The sequence below is a fragment of the Streptomyces turgidiscabies Car8 genome (assembly GCF_000331005.1).
GTDB lineage: Bacteria > Actinomycetota > Actinomycetes > Streptomycetales > Streptomycetaceae > Streptomyces > Streptomyces turgidiscabies.
In genome coordinates this window covers 22,449-38,608 of sequence record NZ_AEJB01000257.1, presented here as the reverse complement: position 1 = coordinate 38,608, position 16,160 = coordinate 22,449, and the positions used below count along the sequence as shown (strand labels likewise).

Annotated in this window: 12 protein-coding genes; all 12 read left to right on the top strand. The window is 71.2% G+C overall.

The window, feature by feature from the left end:
* Positions 1–52: 52 nt before the first annotated feature.
* The 12 genes from STRTUCAR8_RS16735 (at position 53) to STRTUCAR8_RS16680 (ending at position 16,093) form a co-directional block, all read left to right on the top strand.
* Entirely contained in the window at positions 53–640 is a 588-nt protein-coding gene (locus STRTUCAR8_RS16735) for a hypothetical protein (RefSeq protein ID WP_006377007.1), read from the top strand.
* A gap of 34 nt (positions 641–674) precedes the next feature.
* Positions 675–1,376 (top strand): hypothetical protein, encoded by a 702-nt coding sequence (locus tag STRTUCAR8_RS16730; RefSeq protein ID WP_006377005.1) that lies wholly within the window; start codon positions 675–677, stop codon positions 1,374–1,376.
* A gap of 11 nt (positions 1,377–1,387) precedes the next feature.
* Entirely contained in the window at positions 1,388–1,750 is a 363-nt protein-coding gene (locus STRTUCAR8_RS16725) for a LysM peptidoglycan-binding domain-containing protein (protein WP_006376979.1), read from the top strand.
* Positions 1,743–2,882 (top strand): hypothetical protein, encoded by a 1,140-nt coding sequence (locus STRTUCAR8_RS16720; protein WP_006376986.1) that lies wholly within the window; start codon positions 1,743–1,745, stop codon positions 2,880–2,882. The genes STRTUCAR8_RS16725 and STRTUCAR8_RS16720 overlap by 8 nt, the downstream gene beginning before the upstream one ends.
* Positions 2,883–2,935: 53 nt before the next feature.
* Positions 2,936–3,472, top strand: coding sequence for a phage baseplate assembly protein V (locus STRTUCAR8_RS16715; protein WP_006376994.1), 537 nt, complete (start codon positions 2,936–2,938; stop codon positions 3,470–3,472).
* Between the two features lie 18 nt (positions 3,473–3,490).
* Complete coding sequence (locus STRTUCAR8_RS16710; protein WP_006377008.1) at positions 3,491–3,829, top strand: hypothetical protein; 339 nt, start codon at positions 3,491–3,493, stop codon at positions 3,827–3,829.
* Positions 3,826–4,236, top strand: coding sequence for a GPW/gp25 family protein (locus tag STRTUCAR8_RS16705; RefSeq protein WP_006376989.1), 411 nt, complete (start codon positions 3,826–3,828; stop codon positions 4,234–4,236). The genes STRTUCAR8_RS16710 and STRTUCAR8_RS16705 overlap by 4 nt, the downstream gene beginning before the upstream one ends.
* A complete protein-coding gene (locus STRTUCAR8_RS16700; protein ID WP_044472326.1) occupies positions 4,233–7,454 on the top strand; it encodes a putative baseplate assembly protein in 3,222 nt (1,073 codons plus the stop codon). Before STRTUCAR8_RS16705 ends, STRTUCAR8_RS16700 begins: the two co-directional genes overlap by 4 nt.
* Positions 7,451–11,374 carry a putative baseplate assembly protein gene (locus STRTUCAR8_RS16695; RefSeq protein ID WP_006376999.1) on the top strand — a complete coding sequence of 1,308 codons (3,924 nt, stop codon included), beginning with the start codon at positions 7,451–7,453 and terminating at the stop codon, positions 11,372–11,374. The genes STRTUCAR8_RS16700 and STRTUCAR8_RS16695 overlap by 4 nt, the downstream gene beginning before the upstream one ends.
* Positions 11,374–13,551, top strand: coding sequence for a hypothetical protein (locus tag STRTUCAR8_RS16690; RefSeq protein WP_044472325.1), 2,178 nt, complete (start codon positions 11,374–11,376; stop codon positions 13,549–13,551). Before STRTUCAR8_RS16695 ends, STRTUCAR8_RS16690 begins: the two co-directional genes overlap by 1 nt.
* An 89-nt stretch (positions 13,552–13,640) precedes the next feature.
* Positions 13,641–15,212, top strand: coding sequence for a DUF6519 domain-containing protein (locus STRTUCAR8_RS16685; RefSeq protein WP_006376976.1), 1,572 nt, complete (start codon positions 13,641–13,643; stop codon positions 15,210–15,212).
* Positions 15,212–16,093 carry a peptidoglycan-binding protein gene (locus tag STRTUCAR8_RS16680; protein WP_006377002.1) on the top strand — a complete coding sequence of 294 codons (882 nt, stop codon included), beginning with the start codon at positions 15,212–15,214 and terminating at the stop codon, positions 16,091–16,093. The genes STRTUCAR8_RS16685 and STRTUCAR8_RS16680 overlap by 1 nt, the downstream gene beginning before the upstream one ends.
* Positions 16,094–16,160 lie beyond the last annotated feature (67 nt).

Below are 16,160 nucleotides of genomic sequence, written 5' to 3'. Positions count from 1 at the left end.
GTCTCAGTCGATCATCTTCATGCCAGGGGCAGCAACCGCAAGGGGTAAGACCGTGAATTCGACTCAGCATCAGTCGGACCGTCTGGTCCTGGGCAGCTCGCCACAGGACGAGGCGGTGGAGGAACTTGCCGAGGAGCAGGAATGGCTGCGCGTCGAGGAGGTCACCGAGGACGGTGTTCGTCAGATCCTTTGGGCCATCGGGCCCGGAACCTCCCTCACTTACACCGAGGACCCCGTCTCGTCCAACGCGTACATCGTACTGGTGAGCGAAAATCGGGAGATGTTCAAGCAGGTTTTGAGTGTCATTCACTACGAGCTCATGCCTGTGGAGCGCAGGGCGCTCTTGACGTCTATTGATGAGGCCCGAGACTCACTGAATCGTGCCAGGGCGGTGATCCGGGCTGGTCTCGGTGCCCCCGACCGTTACGACGAGGACTTCTTCACCCGGATCAGGGACGCATTCGCAAGCCCCGACAAATGGGTTCGGGAAGCCGCGGTGTGGGCCACAGCGTATTCACCTTGGCCGCAGTACCGCCCCCTGCTCGAAGTCACTAAGCAGAACGACTCGGAGGAGAAGCTGCGTGGCGACGCGGCCGCAGTTCTCGCGGGCTTCGACTCGCAAAGGGTGGAAGGGATTTGACGTCCGCAGCCAGTATTCGATCGGAGAAACGGCAGTGACCCGCTACCCAGACATCCCCAAACCCATCCGCTCCGGAATAGTCGTCGTCAACCCCGACACCGGCACCCCCCAGCGCATCATCGTCCTCCAGTTCAACCCGGACACCCTGGAGCGCAGCCTCGCCCCCCAGACCGCCGGCGACAGCGCCGACTCCGGAGGTGGTGGTGGGGCCGGGGGTGGGGACAAGAACGAGGCTCTGCGGCTCAAGGGGCCCGCGCAGGAGACCTGGAAGTTCACCGCCGAGATCGATGCCACCGACCAGTTCGAGATCGCCGCGCCCGACGGTATCCACCCCCAACTCGCCACCCTCGAAATGCTCGTGCAGCCCACCACCGCCCAACTTCGCGCGGCGGCCCGGCTCGCGCAGAGCGGGACCATCGAGATCAGTCCGATCGAGATGCCGTTGACCCTGTTCACCTGGGGGAGCAAGCGTGTCATGCCCGTTCGGCTGACCGAGTTGTCCGTCAACGAATCCGCGTTCGACGTGAACCTCAATCCGATCCGGGCCTCCCTCGGTATCGGCATGAAGATCCTCACCGTCAGCGATCTGCCCGCCGGGCACAGAGGTGCCGACCTGTACATGGCACACCTCGCGCAGAAGGAACAGCTCGCCGCTGCCGCCCGGGGCGGAAGCCTCGGGGCGCTCGGGCTCGGCGGCATCGGCGTCGGCGTCGGCGCGTTCAGTGGAAGGGGCTGAGGGAGACCACCATGGCCGACATCGAACCGTACGAGAACGCCCTGGACGCCATTCCGGGCGCTCACCCCTATCCGCGCACCAGTCGGTACCACGACGCCGAGATCGGGGTGCACCGTCAGGCCGACGGGACCGAAGTCCGTTACGCCAAGCGGCGGTTGCTGCCTCCTCTCCACGACGACACACACCCCCACACCGTCGGCGCCGGCGAGCGCCCAGACCTTCTCGCCCAGCGTTACTTCGGCGACCCCGCCCAGTGGTGGCAGATCGCCGACGCCAACCCCGTACTCGACCCACGGGAGTTGACCGAAGAAGCCGGTCGCGTCATCGGCATACCCACCCTCGGCGGGCTCCCGCGAGGTGACCGGCGTGTTTGATCTGCCCGTGGGGCAGGGCCCCGTTCACATCACGCTTCTCATGGGGCCCAAGCTCGTCCAGCCCGTGCCCGCCGAGGTCACCCAGGCCCTGCTGTCCGCCCAGATCACCGCGACCGCCGGTGAACGCAGCGGATTCCAGCTTGCCTTCGACCTCACCAAGAACGGCATCATCAGCCGGCGGCTCCTGCCCGAGGGATTCTTCGACCCCAAGACCCGCCTCATCGTGACCGTCGCCGTCAGAGGCACCCCCGATGTGCTGTTCGACGGACTGATCGTCCGGCACGAGGTCGGCGCCAGCAACCAGCCCGGCCACTCCACCCTCACCCTCACCGGCGAAGACCTGACCCTCCTCCTCGACCTGGAGGAACGCACCGCCCGCTACCCCAACCTCGCGCCCTCCGAGCGCGTCCTCGCCATCCTGCGCCAGTACTCCGACTACGGCATCCGGCCCGACGTGTACACGGAGAAGATCGCCCAGCCACCGCACCAGGACCTTCGCGTCCACTACCAGACCGGCACCGACCTCCAGTACGTCACCGAACTCGCCCGCGCCAACGGCTACACCTTCTATCTGGAGCCCGGGCCCAACCCCGGTCAGTCGTCCGCCCGTTGGGGGCCCGAGGTGCGCCTTGGCATCCGGCAGCACGCCCTCAACGTCAACATGGACTCCAACTCCACCGTGGACCAGCTGACCTTCGCCTACGACGGGACGGCGCGCGAGGAGCCGCAGGCCCGCTGGCAGGACCCGGGGACCAGGCTGTCGACGCTGCTGCCCCAGCCGCCGATCAGCCCCCTGCGCCCGCCGCTGGGCAAACGTCCCACCCCGGCCCTCAAGCGCCGCACCCTGACCGGCACCGCCAAACAGCAACGGGCGGAGGCGGAGGCCGAGTTGCTGGCCCGCGCCGCTGTCTCCGCCGACGTCGTCTCCGGCTCGGGCTCGCTCGACGTCAACCGGCACGGCTACATCCTGCAGCCCCGCCAGCTCGTCGGCGTACGCGGCTCGGGACGGGCGTACGACGGCGACTACTTCGTCAAGTCCGTCACCCACAACCTGCGCCCGGGCTCGTACCAGCAGAACTTCACCCTCTCCAGGGAGGGACTGGAGGCGCAGAGCGACTACGTCCGGCCCTGACCCGGCCGCCCGCCCGTAACAGACCACAGACCACAGACCAGGAGCAGTTCAGCATGGCGGCACCCAGCAATCGCTACCTCGGCAAGTTCCGCGGCCGGGTCGTCGACAACAACGACCCGCTGCGCATCGGACGACTCACCGTCGAGGTTCCGGACGTCCTCGGTGACGAGCCGTCGACGTGGGCGCTGCCCTGTCTGCCGTTCACCGGGCCCGAGTCCGGCCACTTCGTGGTGCCGAAGGAGGGGGCGGGGGTGTGGGTCGAGTTCGAGCAGGGGGACCCCAGTTTCCCGATCTGGACCGGCTGTTGGTGGGGCACCGCCGACGAACTGCCGCCCGACGCGCGCCGCGAGCTGGAGGCCAACGCGGCCAACAAGCCGGTCGTCGTGCAGACGCCCCTCGCGCACAAGCTCGTCATGAACGACACGCCCGGCGTCGAGCAGGGGATCCTCCTCCAGGCCCAGGGCGGCGCCTACATCCGCATCACCCAGGGAGCCATCGTCATCGCCAACGGCGCGGGCGCCGAGGTCCTGCTGAGTGGTGACCAAGTGACCATCAACGAGGGCCAGTTGACCGTGCTCTCGAAGCGATAGAAGACGGGGGACGAAGAAGTGTCCGGGAGTCTGCTCGATGCGAGCGCCGTGATCGGCTGCCCGCACGGCGGTCGTGTCAGCGCCGCCTCCACACCCACCGGCGGCGTACGGGTCGCGGGCGCCGTCGCCGTCACGGCCGCGCACGCCCACACCGTCGTCACCGGCTGCCCGCACACCGTCGACGGTGTGCCCACGCCCTGTGTCTCGGTCCGATGGACCGCCGCCGACACCGGCGTTCTGGTCGACGGCGCACCCGCGCTGCTCGACACCTCCGCGGCCCAGTGCTTCACGTCGGGCCTCGTCCCACAGGGACCGCCCGTCGTCCAGGCCGCGCAGCGAAAGGTCACCGTCCGATGAGCCGCCCGACCCGCCCCGGCGCCACCAGCATGTCGACAAGCCCGCGCAGCGACATCGCGTTCCCGTTCCGCGCCGACCGGCGTGGCCGCACCGCGCACGCCCGTCACGCCGAGCACGTCCACGACCTGGTCGAGCAACTCCTCTTCACCAGCCCCGGCGAGCGCGTGATGCGCCCCGACTTCGGCTGCGGACTCCTCGAACTCGTCTTCGCGCCGAGCAGCCCGGAACTGATCAGCACGCTCGAACTCTCCGTGCAGGCCGCGCTGCAGCGCTGGCTCGGCGACCTCATCGACGTGCTGGCCCTCGACGTGTTCGGCGAGGACAACGTCGTACGCGTGCATCTCTCGTACGTCGTCCGCGCCACCGGCACCCGACGCGACGACGTCTTCGAAGGGCGGGCCGTATGAGCACGGACCGAAGTCACAGCGTCGCCGTTCCCCGGCGCACCAAGGTGAGGGCCGCCCAACTCAACGGAGTCGACGCCGTGGAGGTCGATGACGACGGGCTGCTGCTCACCGTCACCTTCCTCGGCAAGGCGCCCCACGGGCTGTGCCCCGAGAACATCCGCGTCGACGGCGGCCGACGGGTCACCGGCATCACCGCCGTCGACGTGAGCGTCGAGCGGGAGGAGGACCCGGAACTCGACGACCGGCTGTACGTCACCCTCGACAAGGCCGGCGACACCTCCCGCTACCGCCTCTCCGTCGTCGAGACCGACCCGTACGACCGCCCGGGGACCCAGCCCTACCGGGGCTTCGACCAGCGCTATCACAGTGCTCTCTTCTCCTTCCGGCCCGACCGCCCAACGCCCTTCGACAGCATGGAAGACGAGCCGTACAGGGGTGCGGAGCACGCCTTTCCGGCCGCACCCGTCGTCGACTACACCGCCCGCGACTACGACACCATCCGCAAGCTCCTCCTCGACCGGCTCGCGCTCACCACCCCCGACCGGGCCGAACGCAACCCCGCCGACCTGGGCGTGGCCCTCGTCGAACTCCTCGCGTACACCGGCGACCAGATCAGCCACCAGCAGGACGCGGTCGCCACCGAGGCCTACCTCGACACCGCCCGCCGCCGCGTCTCCGTACGCCGGCACGTCCGGCTCATCGACTACGCGATGCACGACGGCTGCACGGCCCGGGCGTACGTCACCGTCGAGACCGCCGGTGACCACACACTCGCCCCGGGCACCTTCCGCTTCGCCTCCGTGGACGTCCGCAGCCTCGACCCGCACGACAGGCCCGAGCCCGGCACCGTCGTCGACGACCGCGACCTCGCCGACCTTGACGAGCGCGGCTCGGTGGAGGTCTTCGAACCGGTCCTCGTCGCCGACCCGTTGGAGCTGCGGGTCGCCCACAACGCGATCCGGCTGTGGACCTGGGCCGGCGAGGTGTGCGTCCTCCCGAAGGGCGCCACCGCCGCCACCCTGCGGGACGAGTGGCTGGACCCCGAGACCTGCCGCGACCGTCAACTCGACCTCAGGCCAGGTGACTTGCTGATTCTGGAGGAGGTCAAGGGCCCGCGCACCGGCACCCGTGGCGACGCCGACCCCGCCCACCGGCAGGCCGTTCGCCTCACCTCCGTCACCCCCGCCCTCGACCGGATCGAGGACCAACCGGTCCTGGAGGTCACCTGGGCGGCCGAGGACGCCCTCCGCTTCCCGCTCTTCCTGACCGCCCGCGCCGGACGCGACTGCCTGCCCGTCGAGGACGTGACCCTGGCCCGGGGAAACGTGGTCCTCGTCGACCACGGCCGCTCCCTGCCCGGAGACGGACTGCCCGAGACGTTCACCGCGCCGCCCGTACCCGCCGTCGTCGCCCCCTGCGACCCTCCAGCCTTCGGCTGCTCCGACCGCACCGAAGGCAACCCGCCCGCACGACTCGTCAACTCCCTCGCGGACAGGGCGGAAAGCGGGCAGGCGCTTACGGCCGACGACATCCGCGAGCTGTTCGACGTACTCGGCGAAGCCGCCACCACCCGCGCAGGACTCGGCCTCGAACGTGCCGGACAGCGCCACGAGCGTGTCGTGCCCGGCACCGCGTACGCCCAGGCCACCGCCCTGCGCACCCTGCTCGCCCAGTCCGCCTACCCCGGCATCGCACCCCGCTTCCGGCCGGTCCTCGGACGGGCCCCGATCGCCCAGGCGGTGCCGTTCCCCGACCCGATGACCGTCTCCGCCGGACAGGCCGAGCGGATCGCCGCCATCCCCGGACGGGTACGGCAGCGCCTCGTCGAACTGTGGCGCAGCGCCCGTGACCGCGACGGGCTCGCGGACGAGGAGATCGCCGAACTCGCCGTCGTGTACGGCCTGAAGGTGCTGGAGCGTTTCGAACTCCGCCTCCATCCCGTGCGCGCCCTGCGGGAACTCCTTCACCGGAACGACGAGTTGCTCGACGGCAAGCTGCGCCGCGTCGAGATCCTCACAGCGCGGGCCCGCGCCGGGGCCGTCCTCGACGGGCACATCGCCTGGGAGATCGCGCACAGTTGGGGCCCGGAGTACGCGGCCGGACTCCACCCCGACGAACCCGTACTGCGCGGCTCCGCGACCGCCGCCCTCACCCAGGACCCGCGCCGCGCCCTGCCCGCCGTACGTCTGGAGGACGGCGACAACAGCTGGTGGCCGCGCCGGGACCTGCTGGGCAGCGGTCCCCGCGACCGGCACTTCGTCGGCGAACTGGAGGACGACGGACGGCTCGCGCTCCGCTTCGGCGACGGCAGGCACGGCGCCCGGCCCGTCCCGGGAACCCGGCTTGCCGCCCGCTACCGCCTCGGTGGCGGCAGCGCGGGCAACGTGGGAGCCGAGGCCATCAACCATCTGGTCGTCAGCCACCAGGGCGTCAACCGACAGGCAGTCAATCGTCAGGCCGTCAACCAACAGGCCGTCAACCAACAGGACGCGCCGGGGGAGTGCCCGCCGCCTGTCGCCGTCGTCCGCAACCCGCTGCCCGCTGTCGGTGGCACCGAGGCCGAATCCGTCGAGCTGGTACGCCAGTTGGCCCCCCTCGACCTGCGCCGCACCCGACTCCGCGCGGTCACCGCCGACGACTACGCGGACCTCGCCACCGCCCTCCCCGGTGTCCAGCGCGCCGCCGCCGAGATCCGCTGGACCGGCAGTACCCAGGAAGCCCACCTGGCGATCGACGCGTACGGGACCGGCGCACCCCCGCCCGAACTGCTCGCGTCGGTCGCCCAGGCGCTGGAGGCGTACCGGCGCATCGGACACGACCTCGTCGTCGGCCCCGCCCGGCACGTACCGCTGGACCTCGCCCTGACCGTGTGCGCAGCGCCGGGTCACCAGCACGGGCAGATCCTCGCCGAGTTGTACCGCGTCCTGGGCACCGGCCGACTGCCCGACGGACGGCTCGGGTTCTTCCACCCTGACGCCCTGACCTTCGGCGAGCCGGTCCGGCTCAGCAGGCTGGTCGCCGTCGCCGCCGCCGTACCCGGCGTGGAAGGCGTCCAGGTCACCAGGCTGCGGCGGCTGTTCGAGCAGGACCGAGGAGAGAGGGAGGACGGCGTGCTCCGACTCGGCCCGCTGGAGATCGCCACCTGTGACAACGACCCGGACCGGCCGGAGAACGGCCTCCTGGCGATATCCCTGACGCCTCTTGGAGGTGCCCGATGACCACCGACACGACCCACCCGGCCGCCGACTTCGCCGACGACTGCACCTGCGGCGGCGCCTGCCGCGCCGGCCACGACGAGCGCCTCGCCCCGGCCCCGCTCCACAATCCGCCCGGCCGCACCGCCCTCGACTACCGCGTCGACGAGTACGGCGGCTTCCTGGCCGCCCTTCTCGACCGGCTCGCCTCGCCCGCGTACCGGGCCCTCGGCGGCCTCACCGTCCGCACCCCGGACGACCCGGCGATCGGCCTGCTCGACGCCACCGCCGTCCTCGGTGACCTCCTCACCTTCCACTCCGAGCGGATCGCCGACGAGGCCTACGTGCGTACGGCCGACGAGCACCGCTCACTCGTCCTCCTCGGTCGGCTGGTCGGTCACCGGCCGCGCCCAGGCGTCGCCGCCTCCACCCATCTCGCGTACACCCTCGAACGCGACCCGCGCGCCGAGTCGTTGCCCGTGCTGATACCTCGCGGGGCGCGCAGCAACAGCGTGCCCGCCTCCGCCGACGAGCAGTCGCAGACCTTCGAGACGAGCCGTGACCTGACGGCCCGCTGGGACTGGAACGAGCTGAAGGTCCGCCGTCGGCGGCCTTCCCTGCTCACTCCGCAGGACCTGGAGTCCCGCTCCGAGATCTTCGTCGAAGGCACCGCGAACTCCCTGCGCACGGGTGAGCAGTTGCTCTTCGTCTTCGGTGAACAGGCGGACGGCGCACGCCTGTTGCTGCCCGTCGCGAAGACACGCGTCGACCGCGACGACGACATCACGGCGATCTCCCTGCCCTCGTCGGCGCCGGCCACGTTGAAGGAGCTCGTCGACGAGGTCCGCCGCTGGATCGCGGAGCCCGCGAGCCCCGGCGAGCCCGGCGAGGAACCGCCGACGCCGGAGGTGCCCAACCCGCGCCCGGTGAGCCGGCTGATCGAGGACTTCGACGACCAGGTTCTCGCCCCGCTCCGTACCGACCTGGGGGGCATGAAGACCCCGGAGCAGCTCGCTGCGCGGCTTGCCGAGCCCGTCGACCGCCTTGGTGAGGCGCAGGTGCTGGCCACTCCGTGGGGGGACGTGGCGGCGTGGTTCGAGCAGTTGGAGGCGGTGCTGGGTGAACTCGGTTCGCGTGCACTTGAGTTGGCGCCGGTGCAGAGCGCGGAAGGGGGTGCCGGTGTAGGTGGTTTGGCGGGTGCTGCGCCGTTGGGGCTGGGCGCGCAGTTCCCCGCGCCCCTGGAGGGCGGTTCGCGTGCGGTTGGGTTGGCGCCGGTGCAGAGCGCGGAAGGGGGTGCCGGTGTAGGTGGTTTGGCGGGTGCTGCGCCGTTGGGGCTGGGCGCGCAGTTCCCCGCGCCCCTGGAGGGTGATCCGCGTGCCGCTGCTTTTGAGGCTCTGGCCGCTGTTCTGCCCGGTCTCCGGGGGGCGGCGCCCGCTGCCGTCGGTGGTGCTCGTGTTCAGCGGGTCGGTGGGGACGCCGCTCGGCTGCTTTCCGCTCTTCATCCCGGACTCGGGAGTCTCTATCCGGCGTGGCGCACGGCGGCGGCCGCCGTCCCCGGTGCGCCGCAGCTTCTGCGGGAACTGCTCGCGCTGCGTGTCACCACGGCCCCCTTCGGTGCCACCGCCCCGCTCAAGCCCGTCCAGGACGACCGGGGCCGCGTCATCCGTACCGCCGACTGGCCGCTCACGGGCGCCGCGCTCACGAGCACGCGCGTCGTCTACGACACGGCGGGCAAGGTCCCGGTCAGGGCCGAGTTCCAGTACGTCGAGGGCAGCAGTTCCGACCAGCGGGCCGAGAACCTCCCCGTGCCGCAGTTCGTCACCTTCCCGCTGGGCACCGGACAGGTCGACCTCTCCGTCCGCGCGGGCCAGGACGCCCAGGAGCCCGGCGTCACCGCCCGGCTGCACTCGGGACTGCCGGAGCGCACGGTGTTCGTGTCGCGGGCCGACGACGAGGGACTGGTGAAAGTCTCCATCCACAACGGCACCAGCCAGGAGATCTCCCTCCGGCCGGGCGTCAGCGAGCAGTTCACCCACGGGGAGTACGAGGTGAGCCTGCGCTACACGCTGGGCTCCACCGAGCCCAACGTAGAAGTGGTCATCGCGAGCAAGCCACAGCCCGTCAACCACCGTCTCCTCCAGCTCGACACCGTGCACACCGGCATCACCGTCGGCAGCTGGGTCGCGATCCAGCGCCCCGCCAAGGGAGTTCAGGGCGGAGTCCCCGGCGACCCGAAACTCGCCTTCGTCACCACACAGGTCGTCGCCACCCGCACGGCCGCCTACACCAACTACGGCATCACCGGCCGAGGAACCGAACTGACCCTCGCCGACCCCTGGTTGGACGAGTTCGACGTCCTGCTCTCGCACATCCGGGACACCACCGTCCACGCGGCCGGGGAAGCCCTGCACCTGGCCGACGAGCCGCTCGGCGAGGACGTGCACGGCAACGAGATCGAACTCGCCCAGCTCTACGACGGGTTGCGCGCGGGCCGCACCCTGATCGTCACCGGCGAGCGCACCGACATTCCCGGCGCGACCGGCGTCCGGGCCACCGAGGTCGTCACCCTCGCCGCCGCCGACCCGGCCGTCGACCCCCGGCTCCCCGGCGACCACGTCCACACCCGGCTCACCCTGACCGCCGACCTCACCCACCGCTACCGCCGGGAGAGTGTCAGCATCCTCGGCAACGTCGTCGAGGCGACGCACGGAGAAGGGCGCGACGAGGCCATCGGCAGCGGCGACTCGGACCGCGTCAACCAGACCTTCGCGCTCTGGCAGTCGCCGCTCACCTGGCTCGCCGACGACAACCCCCTGGGCGCGACGCCCGTGCTGGAGATCCGCGTCGACGGTCTGCGCTGGCACGAGGTCGACAGCCTCGCCGGACGCGGACCGCGCGAACGCGTCCACATCACCGGCACCACCTCAGACGGCCGTACGACGGTGACCTTCGGCGACGGAGTCAACGGCGCGCGGCTGCCCACCGGCCACGAGAACGTCCGCGCCCGCTACCGCTTCGGCACCGGCAAGGCCGCCAACACCGCCGCCCACCGGATCACCCAGCCCCTCACCCGCCCGCTGGGTGTCAGTCAGGTCACCAACCCCCGCCCCGCGACCGGCGGTTCGGACGCGGACGGGCCAGGCCTGACCCGCCGTACCATCCCGCTCGCCGTGTCCGCCCTGGACCGGCTGGTCTCCGCGACCGACTACGAGGACTTCGCCCGCTCCCGTGCCGGCGTCGGACGGGCCACCGCACGCGAACTCTTCGACGGACGGCGGAGACTCCTGCACGTCACGGTCGCGGGCACGGACGACATCCCGATCGCCGACGACGCGGAGATTCTGCGTGCCCTGCGTGGCGCGCTCACCGAGTACGGCGACTCGGGCCTCGCCGTCCGCGTCGACGTCCGTGAACTCGTCCTCCTCCTCGTCGCGGCCAGGGTCAAGGTCGCCCCCGACCACTCCTGGGAACTCGTCGAGCCACGCCTGCGTCAGGCACTGTTGCGCCGACTCGGCTATGAGGGGCGGGAGTTGGCCCGCCCGGCGCGGCTGTCCGAGGTCCTCGCCACGGCCCACACCGTGCCCGGCGTCGACTACATCGACGTCGACGTCTTCACCGGAGTCCCCGCCTCCGCCACCCCCGACCAGCTCACCGAGCTGCTCGCCCACCCGGGCACGCCGAGGCCCTCGGTGCCGGCCCACCCGGCGAGGTACGACGAGAGGACCCACACGGTACGGAACGTGGACGGCGAGACCCTGTCGTCGGTCTGCGCCCGGCACGGCGTCCCGCTCGCCGAACTCCTGCGCCTCAACCCCGACATCACCGACACCCGGCGCCTCGCCAAGGGCCGGACGGTGTACGTCTTCCGCGGCATCCGCCCCGCCCAGCTCGCCCTGCTGTCCCCGCGCGCCGCGGACACCCTGATACTCACGGAGGTCAAGTGATGGCCGCGAACCCGATGGACGTCCAGTTCGAGACCGCGGCCCAGGGAGCCGCCCGGGAGCCCGACGGCCTCGCCGCCCTTCTGCCCCGCTGGCACCTCCTGCGCGACGCCGAGGAGGGCGAACCGCTGCGCGCGCTGCTCGCGGTGATCGCCGAGCAACTCGACCGGGTGCGCGACGGCGTGGAGCAGGGCTACGAGGATCTGTTCGTCGAGACGGCGGCCCCCTGGGTGCTGCCGTACCTCGGTGACCTGGTCGGTTACCGCACCCTCCCCGGCTACGAACGCGTCCTCACCACGGGCCTGCACGACGGGGGCCGGGCCGCGCTCGCCGAGGCGATAGCCCCGCGCGCCGACGTGGCGGCCACCGTCGCCAACCGCCGCCGCAAAGGCACCCTGCACCTCCTGGAGGAGATCGCCGAACAGGTCGCCGACTGGCCCGCGCGAGCTGTCGAGCTGTCGCGCCTGGTCGCCCACAACCAGTCGGTCAAGCTCCACCGGGACACCGGAAGAGGCCGGCTCCTGGACCTCAGGAACAGTTCCGCGCTCGCCCTCGCCGGCGGCCCGTTCGGCACGGCGGCCCGTACGGTCGACGTACGCGGCGCCAACTCGCGCCGCAGGCAAGGGGGTTGGACCCCCGCCGGAGTCGCTCTCTTCGTCTGGCGGCTGAAGGCGTACGCACTGACCCGCTCCCCGGCGTACTGCGTGGACCGGGCCCGCAACCTCTACACCTTCTCGATCCTCGGCAACGACAGCCCCCTGGTCACCAAGCCGGTCCCCGAACCGTCCCCCACACACCTGGCCGCCGTCGACAACGTGCCCGCCTTCATCACCCGCCGTCTGCTCCACGACCGCCTCACCGACTACTACGGCCCCGGCAAGAGCTTCGTCATCCGGCGCGACGGCGAGGACAAACCCGTACCCCCGTCCGACCTCGTGGTCACCGACCTGTCCGACTGGCGCTACCGGCCCAAGCGCGGCCAGGTCGCCGTGGACCCCGAGCTGGGCCGGATCGCGTTCGGCGCCCGCTCCGCACCCCGGCAGGGCGTCTGGGTCGACCACCACTACGCGTCCGGCGCCGACATGGGAGGCGGCGAGTACGAGCGGGCCGACCGCGAGGCCCGCCCCGACGCCGACTTCTACCGGGTGGGCCCCGGACAGCCGTACCGCCAGATCATGGACGCCTACCGTGCCTGGCAGCACGACCGCCGGGCCGACCGCAGCGGGCCCGAGGGCATCATCGAGATCACCCACAGCGGCGCCTACCAGGAGCAGCTGGACTTCGACCTCGACCCCGGCGACCGCCTCGAACTGCGCGCCGCCGAAGGCACCCGCCCGGTGATCCGCCTCCTCGACTGGTACAGCAACCGGCCCGACGCCCTCAACATCCGTGCCGTCGCGGACGACTGCGCCCCGCACGAACGCCCAGGGATCACCCTCGACGGGCTCCTTGTCGCGGGCCGTGGCATCAACGTCACCGGCCCGATGGGCGCGGTCGTCCTACGGCACTGCACGCTCGTCCCCGGCTGGTCGCTCGAACCGGAGTGCGACCCGCACTCGCCGGACGAACCGAGCATCGTCCTCGAACGCACCACCGCCTGCCTGCAGATCGAGCACAGCGTCCTCGGCACCATCGAGGTCATCGGCGACGAGGTCAGCGAGGACCCCCTCGACATCCACCTCCGCGACAGCATTCTGGACGCCACCGACGACGACCGCGAGGCCCTGTCCGCCCCCGACTGCCGCCACGCGCACGCCGTCCTGCACCTCCACCGCACCACCGTCATCGGCGAGATCCACACCCACGCCGTACGTGTCGCCGAGAACTCGGTCTTCACCGGCCGGCTGCACGTCGCCCGGCGCGGCATCGGGGGGCTGCGCTACTCGTACGTCCCCACCGGATCCCGTACCCCGCGGCGCCACCGTTGCCAGCCGGACCTGGTCGGACCCGAACAGGCGGCCCGCGTGCGGCCGTTGTTCGTGTCCCAGCGCTACGGGACGCCCTGGTACGGCCAGTTGGCCGACCGGTCCGCCCAGGAGATCCGGCGAGGCGCTGACGACGGCGCCGAACTGGGCGCCTTCCACGACCTGTACCGCCCGCAGCGCGAGGACGGTCTGCGTGCCCGGCTCGCGGAGTACACGCCTGCCGGAACGGACGCGGGGATTTTCTTCGTGACCTGAGCGACGCCCCGGGCCGCCTCGGCCCCGCACCCGTCAACGACCCCTCGAATCCGCCTACTTCTCACTTCCGAACCTGGGGGACCCCTTCCATGCACGCCGACCTCTCCCGACTCACCTTCCGCCCAGAGCGCCACTACTCGTCGGTCATCGCCCAGCAGGGCCGCGTCCAACTCGACGCCGACGCCAACGAGCAGGCGGCGATCCAGCTCCACCAGGCCCGTACACTCGCCGCCGACCTGATCGGACCGCACGGCGGACCGCGCGACTCGGCCGGCTTCCGCATCGAGTACGTCGGCGGCAGGCACGACATCGACACCCTGTACATCCACGGCGGCCGGTACTACGTCAACGGCATCCTCCTCGACGCCGACCGCGCGGCCCCCGGCATCCCCGTACCGCTGGACGACGAGGACACCCAGGACACCCCGGACCAGGCGCCCGACAGCACCCGGCCGCCCGCGTACTGGACCTACTGGGACCAGCCCGACGGCTTCCGCGACCCCGAGATCCCCGGCGACCGGCTGCCCTCGCCCGCCCAGTCGCCGTTCCTCGTCTACCTGAAGGTGTGGGAGCGGTCGGTGACGGCCGCCGAGGACCCGGCGCTGCGGGAGGTCGCCCTCGGCACCGCCCTGCCCGACACGGCCGCCCGCGTCAAGGTCGTCTGGCAGGTGCTGCCGCTCTCGCTGGCCGCGCTGGACATCGAGGAGTCCGAGCCGTCGAAGGAGGCGGTCAGCGACGCATTCGACCGCTGGGCGCTGAAGCAGTCCACACCGACGGCCCGTCTCGCCGCCCGCAGCGAACGCCCCGACCACGCCGACGAGGACCCCTGCCTCGTCAGGCCCGACGCCCGCTACCGGGGCCCCGAGAACCAGCTCTACCGCGTCGAGATCCACGACGGGGGCGAGGCCAAGGACGCCGGCTTCAAGTGGTCCCGCGAGAACGGCTCAGTCGTCTTCCCGGTCGACGAACTCGACGGTACGTGGGTGCGGTTGGCGTCCCTCGGGTACGACGACAAGCTCGACCTGGACGTCGGCGACCGCGTCGAGTTCACCGACAGCGCGTACTCCTCCCGCCTCGAAGCCCTGCCCTTGCTCCGGGTCGAGGAACTGGACCTTCCCGGCCGCCGGGTCCGTCTCTCCGCCGAGCCGGAGCCCGGCGTGGGCCGCCTGCCGGAGCTGAACCCGTTCCTGCGCCGTTGGGACCACCACGAGGGCACGAAGCGCAAGGGCCGTACGACAGCCCTCCGTAATGGAGCCGTACCGGTAACGGAGGGGGAGTGGCTGCCCCTGGAGGACGGTGTCGAGGTCTACTTCGCCAAGGGCGCCACCTACGCGACCGGCGACCACTGGCTCATCGCCGCCCGCACCGCCACCGGCAGCGTCGAATGGCCGGTGGACCGGGCCCGCCGCTCCCTCCTCCAGGCACCCGCGGGCATCGTCCGCTCCTACGCCCCGCTGGCCCTGGTCAGGGGCGAGGGCAGCACGGTGGACCTCCGCCGCGCCTTCGGGCGGGCGGCGAGCAGTGTCCCGGCGGCCGACGAGGCGGCCCTCGCGGCGGAGGCACAGGCCAGCCGGGAAGAACAGGCGGCAGACGCCGATCCCTCCCACGGGAGGTCCCAGACGACCGCGAAAGCGGAGGCAGCCGTGGACGGAGACAAGTAATGGCGAACCCGATCGGCGCGTCCAAGCTGCTGGAGATCCTGCGCGCGGAGGGCCTGACGGTCCACGAGGTCCGCAGCTGGCGCACCCACAACCGCAACGCGAAAGGCCCCTGGGGCCCGGTCAACGGCGTGATGATCCACCACACCGTCACCTCCGGCACGGACTCCTCCGTCGACCTCTGCTACGACGGCTACACCAACCTGCCCGGCCCCCTCTGCCACGGTGTCATCGACAAACAGGGCCACATCCACCTCGTCGGCAACGGCCGCGCCAACCACGCGGGGCTCGGCGACAACGACGTCCTGAGAGCCGTGATCAACGAGTCGAGGCTGCCCGTCGACAACGAGGCCGACACGGACGGCAACCGCCACTTCTACGGCTTCGAGTGCATCAACCTCGGCAACGGCACGGACCCCTGGCCCGAGGCGCAGAAGGAGGCCATCGAGAAGGTGTCCGCCGCGATCTGCCGCCACCACGGCTGGAGCGAGCGTTCGGTCATCGGCCACAAGGAGTGGCAGCCCGGCAAGGTGGACCCGCGCGGCTTCACCATGGACAGCATGCGGGCCCGTATCCGCGAACGCCTGGCAGGCGGCGGCAAGGACCCCGACCCCACCCCGACCCCGCCCAGGCCGTCCTACGTGCCGTTCCCCGGAGCCGGCTTCTTCCACGCCGGCCAGAAGTCCCCGCTGATCACCGCGATGGGCCTGCGCCTGGTGGCCGAGGGCTGCGGCCGCTACGAGAAGGGCCCCGGCCCAGAATGGACCGAGGCCGACCGCAAGTCCTACACGGCCTGGCAACACAAACTCAACTACAAGGGCAAGGACGCCGACGGAATCCCAGGCAAAACAAGCTGGGACAAACTAAAGGTGCCGGCCAGCTGATTTTCAGACACGGTGAGGTGTCGCGCCCGATAGGGGCGCGGGGCTGTGACGTTGTGCGGCTCCGCCG

Coding starts and splice junctions, on each gene's coding strand:
- STRTUCAR8_RS16715 (WP_006376994.1), top strand. CDS start 2,936: ATGGCGGCACCCAGCAATCGCTACCTCGGCAAGTTCCGCGGCCGGGTC.
- STRTUCAR8_RS16700 (WP_044472326.1), top strand. CDS start 4,233: ATGAGCACGGACCGAAGTCACAGCGTCGCCGTTCCCCGGCGCACCAAG.
- STRTUCAR8_RS16695 (WP_006376999.1), top strand. CDS start 7,451: ATGACCACCGACACGACCCACCCGGCCGCCGACTTCGCCGACGACTGC.
- STRTUCAR8_RS16690 (WP_044472325.1), top strand. CDS start 11,374: ATGGCCGCGAACCCGATGGACGTCCAGTTCGAGACCGCGGCCCAGGGA.
- STRTUCAR8_RS16685 (WP_006376976.1), top strand. CDS start 13,641: ATGCACGCCGACCTCTCCCGACTCACCTTCCGCCCAGAGCGCCACTAC.
- STRTUCAR8_RS16680 (WP_006377002.1), top strand. CDS start 15,212: ATGGCGAACCCGATCGGCGCGTCCAAGCTGCTGGAGATCCTGCGCGCG.
- STRTUCAR8_RS16705 (WP_006376989.1), top strand. CDS start 3,826: ATGAGCCGCCCGACCCGCCCCGGCGCCACCAGCATGTCGACAAGCCCG.
- STRTUCAR8_RS16725 (WP_006376979.1), top strand. CDS start 1,388: ATGGCCGACATCGAACCGTACGAGAACGCCCTGGACGCCATTCCGGGC.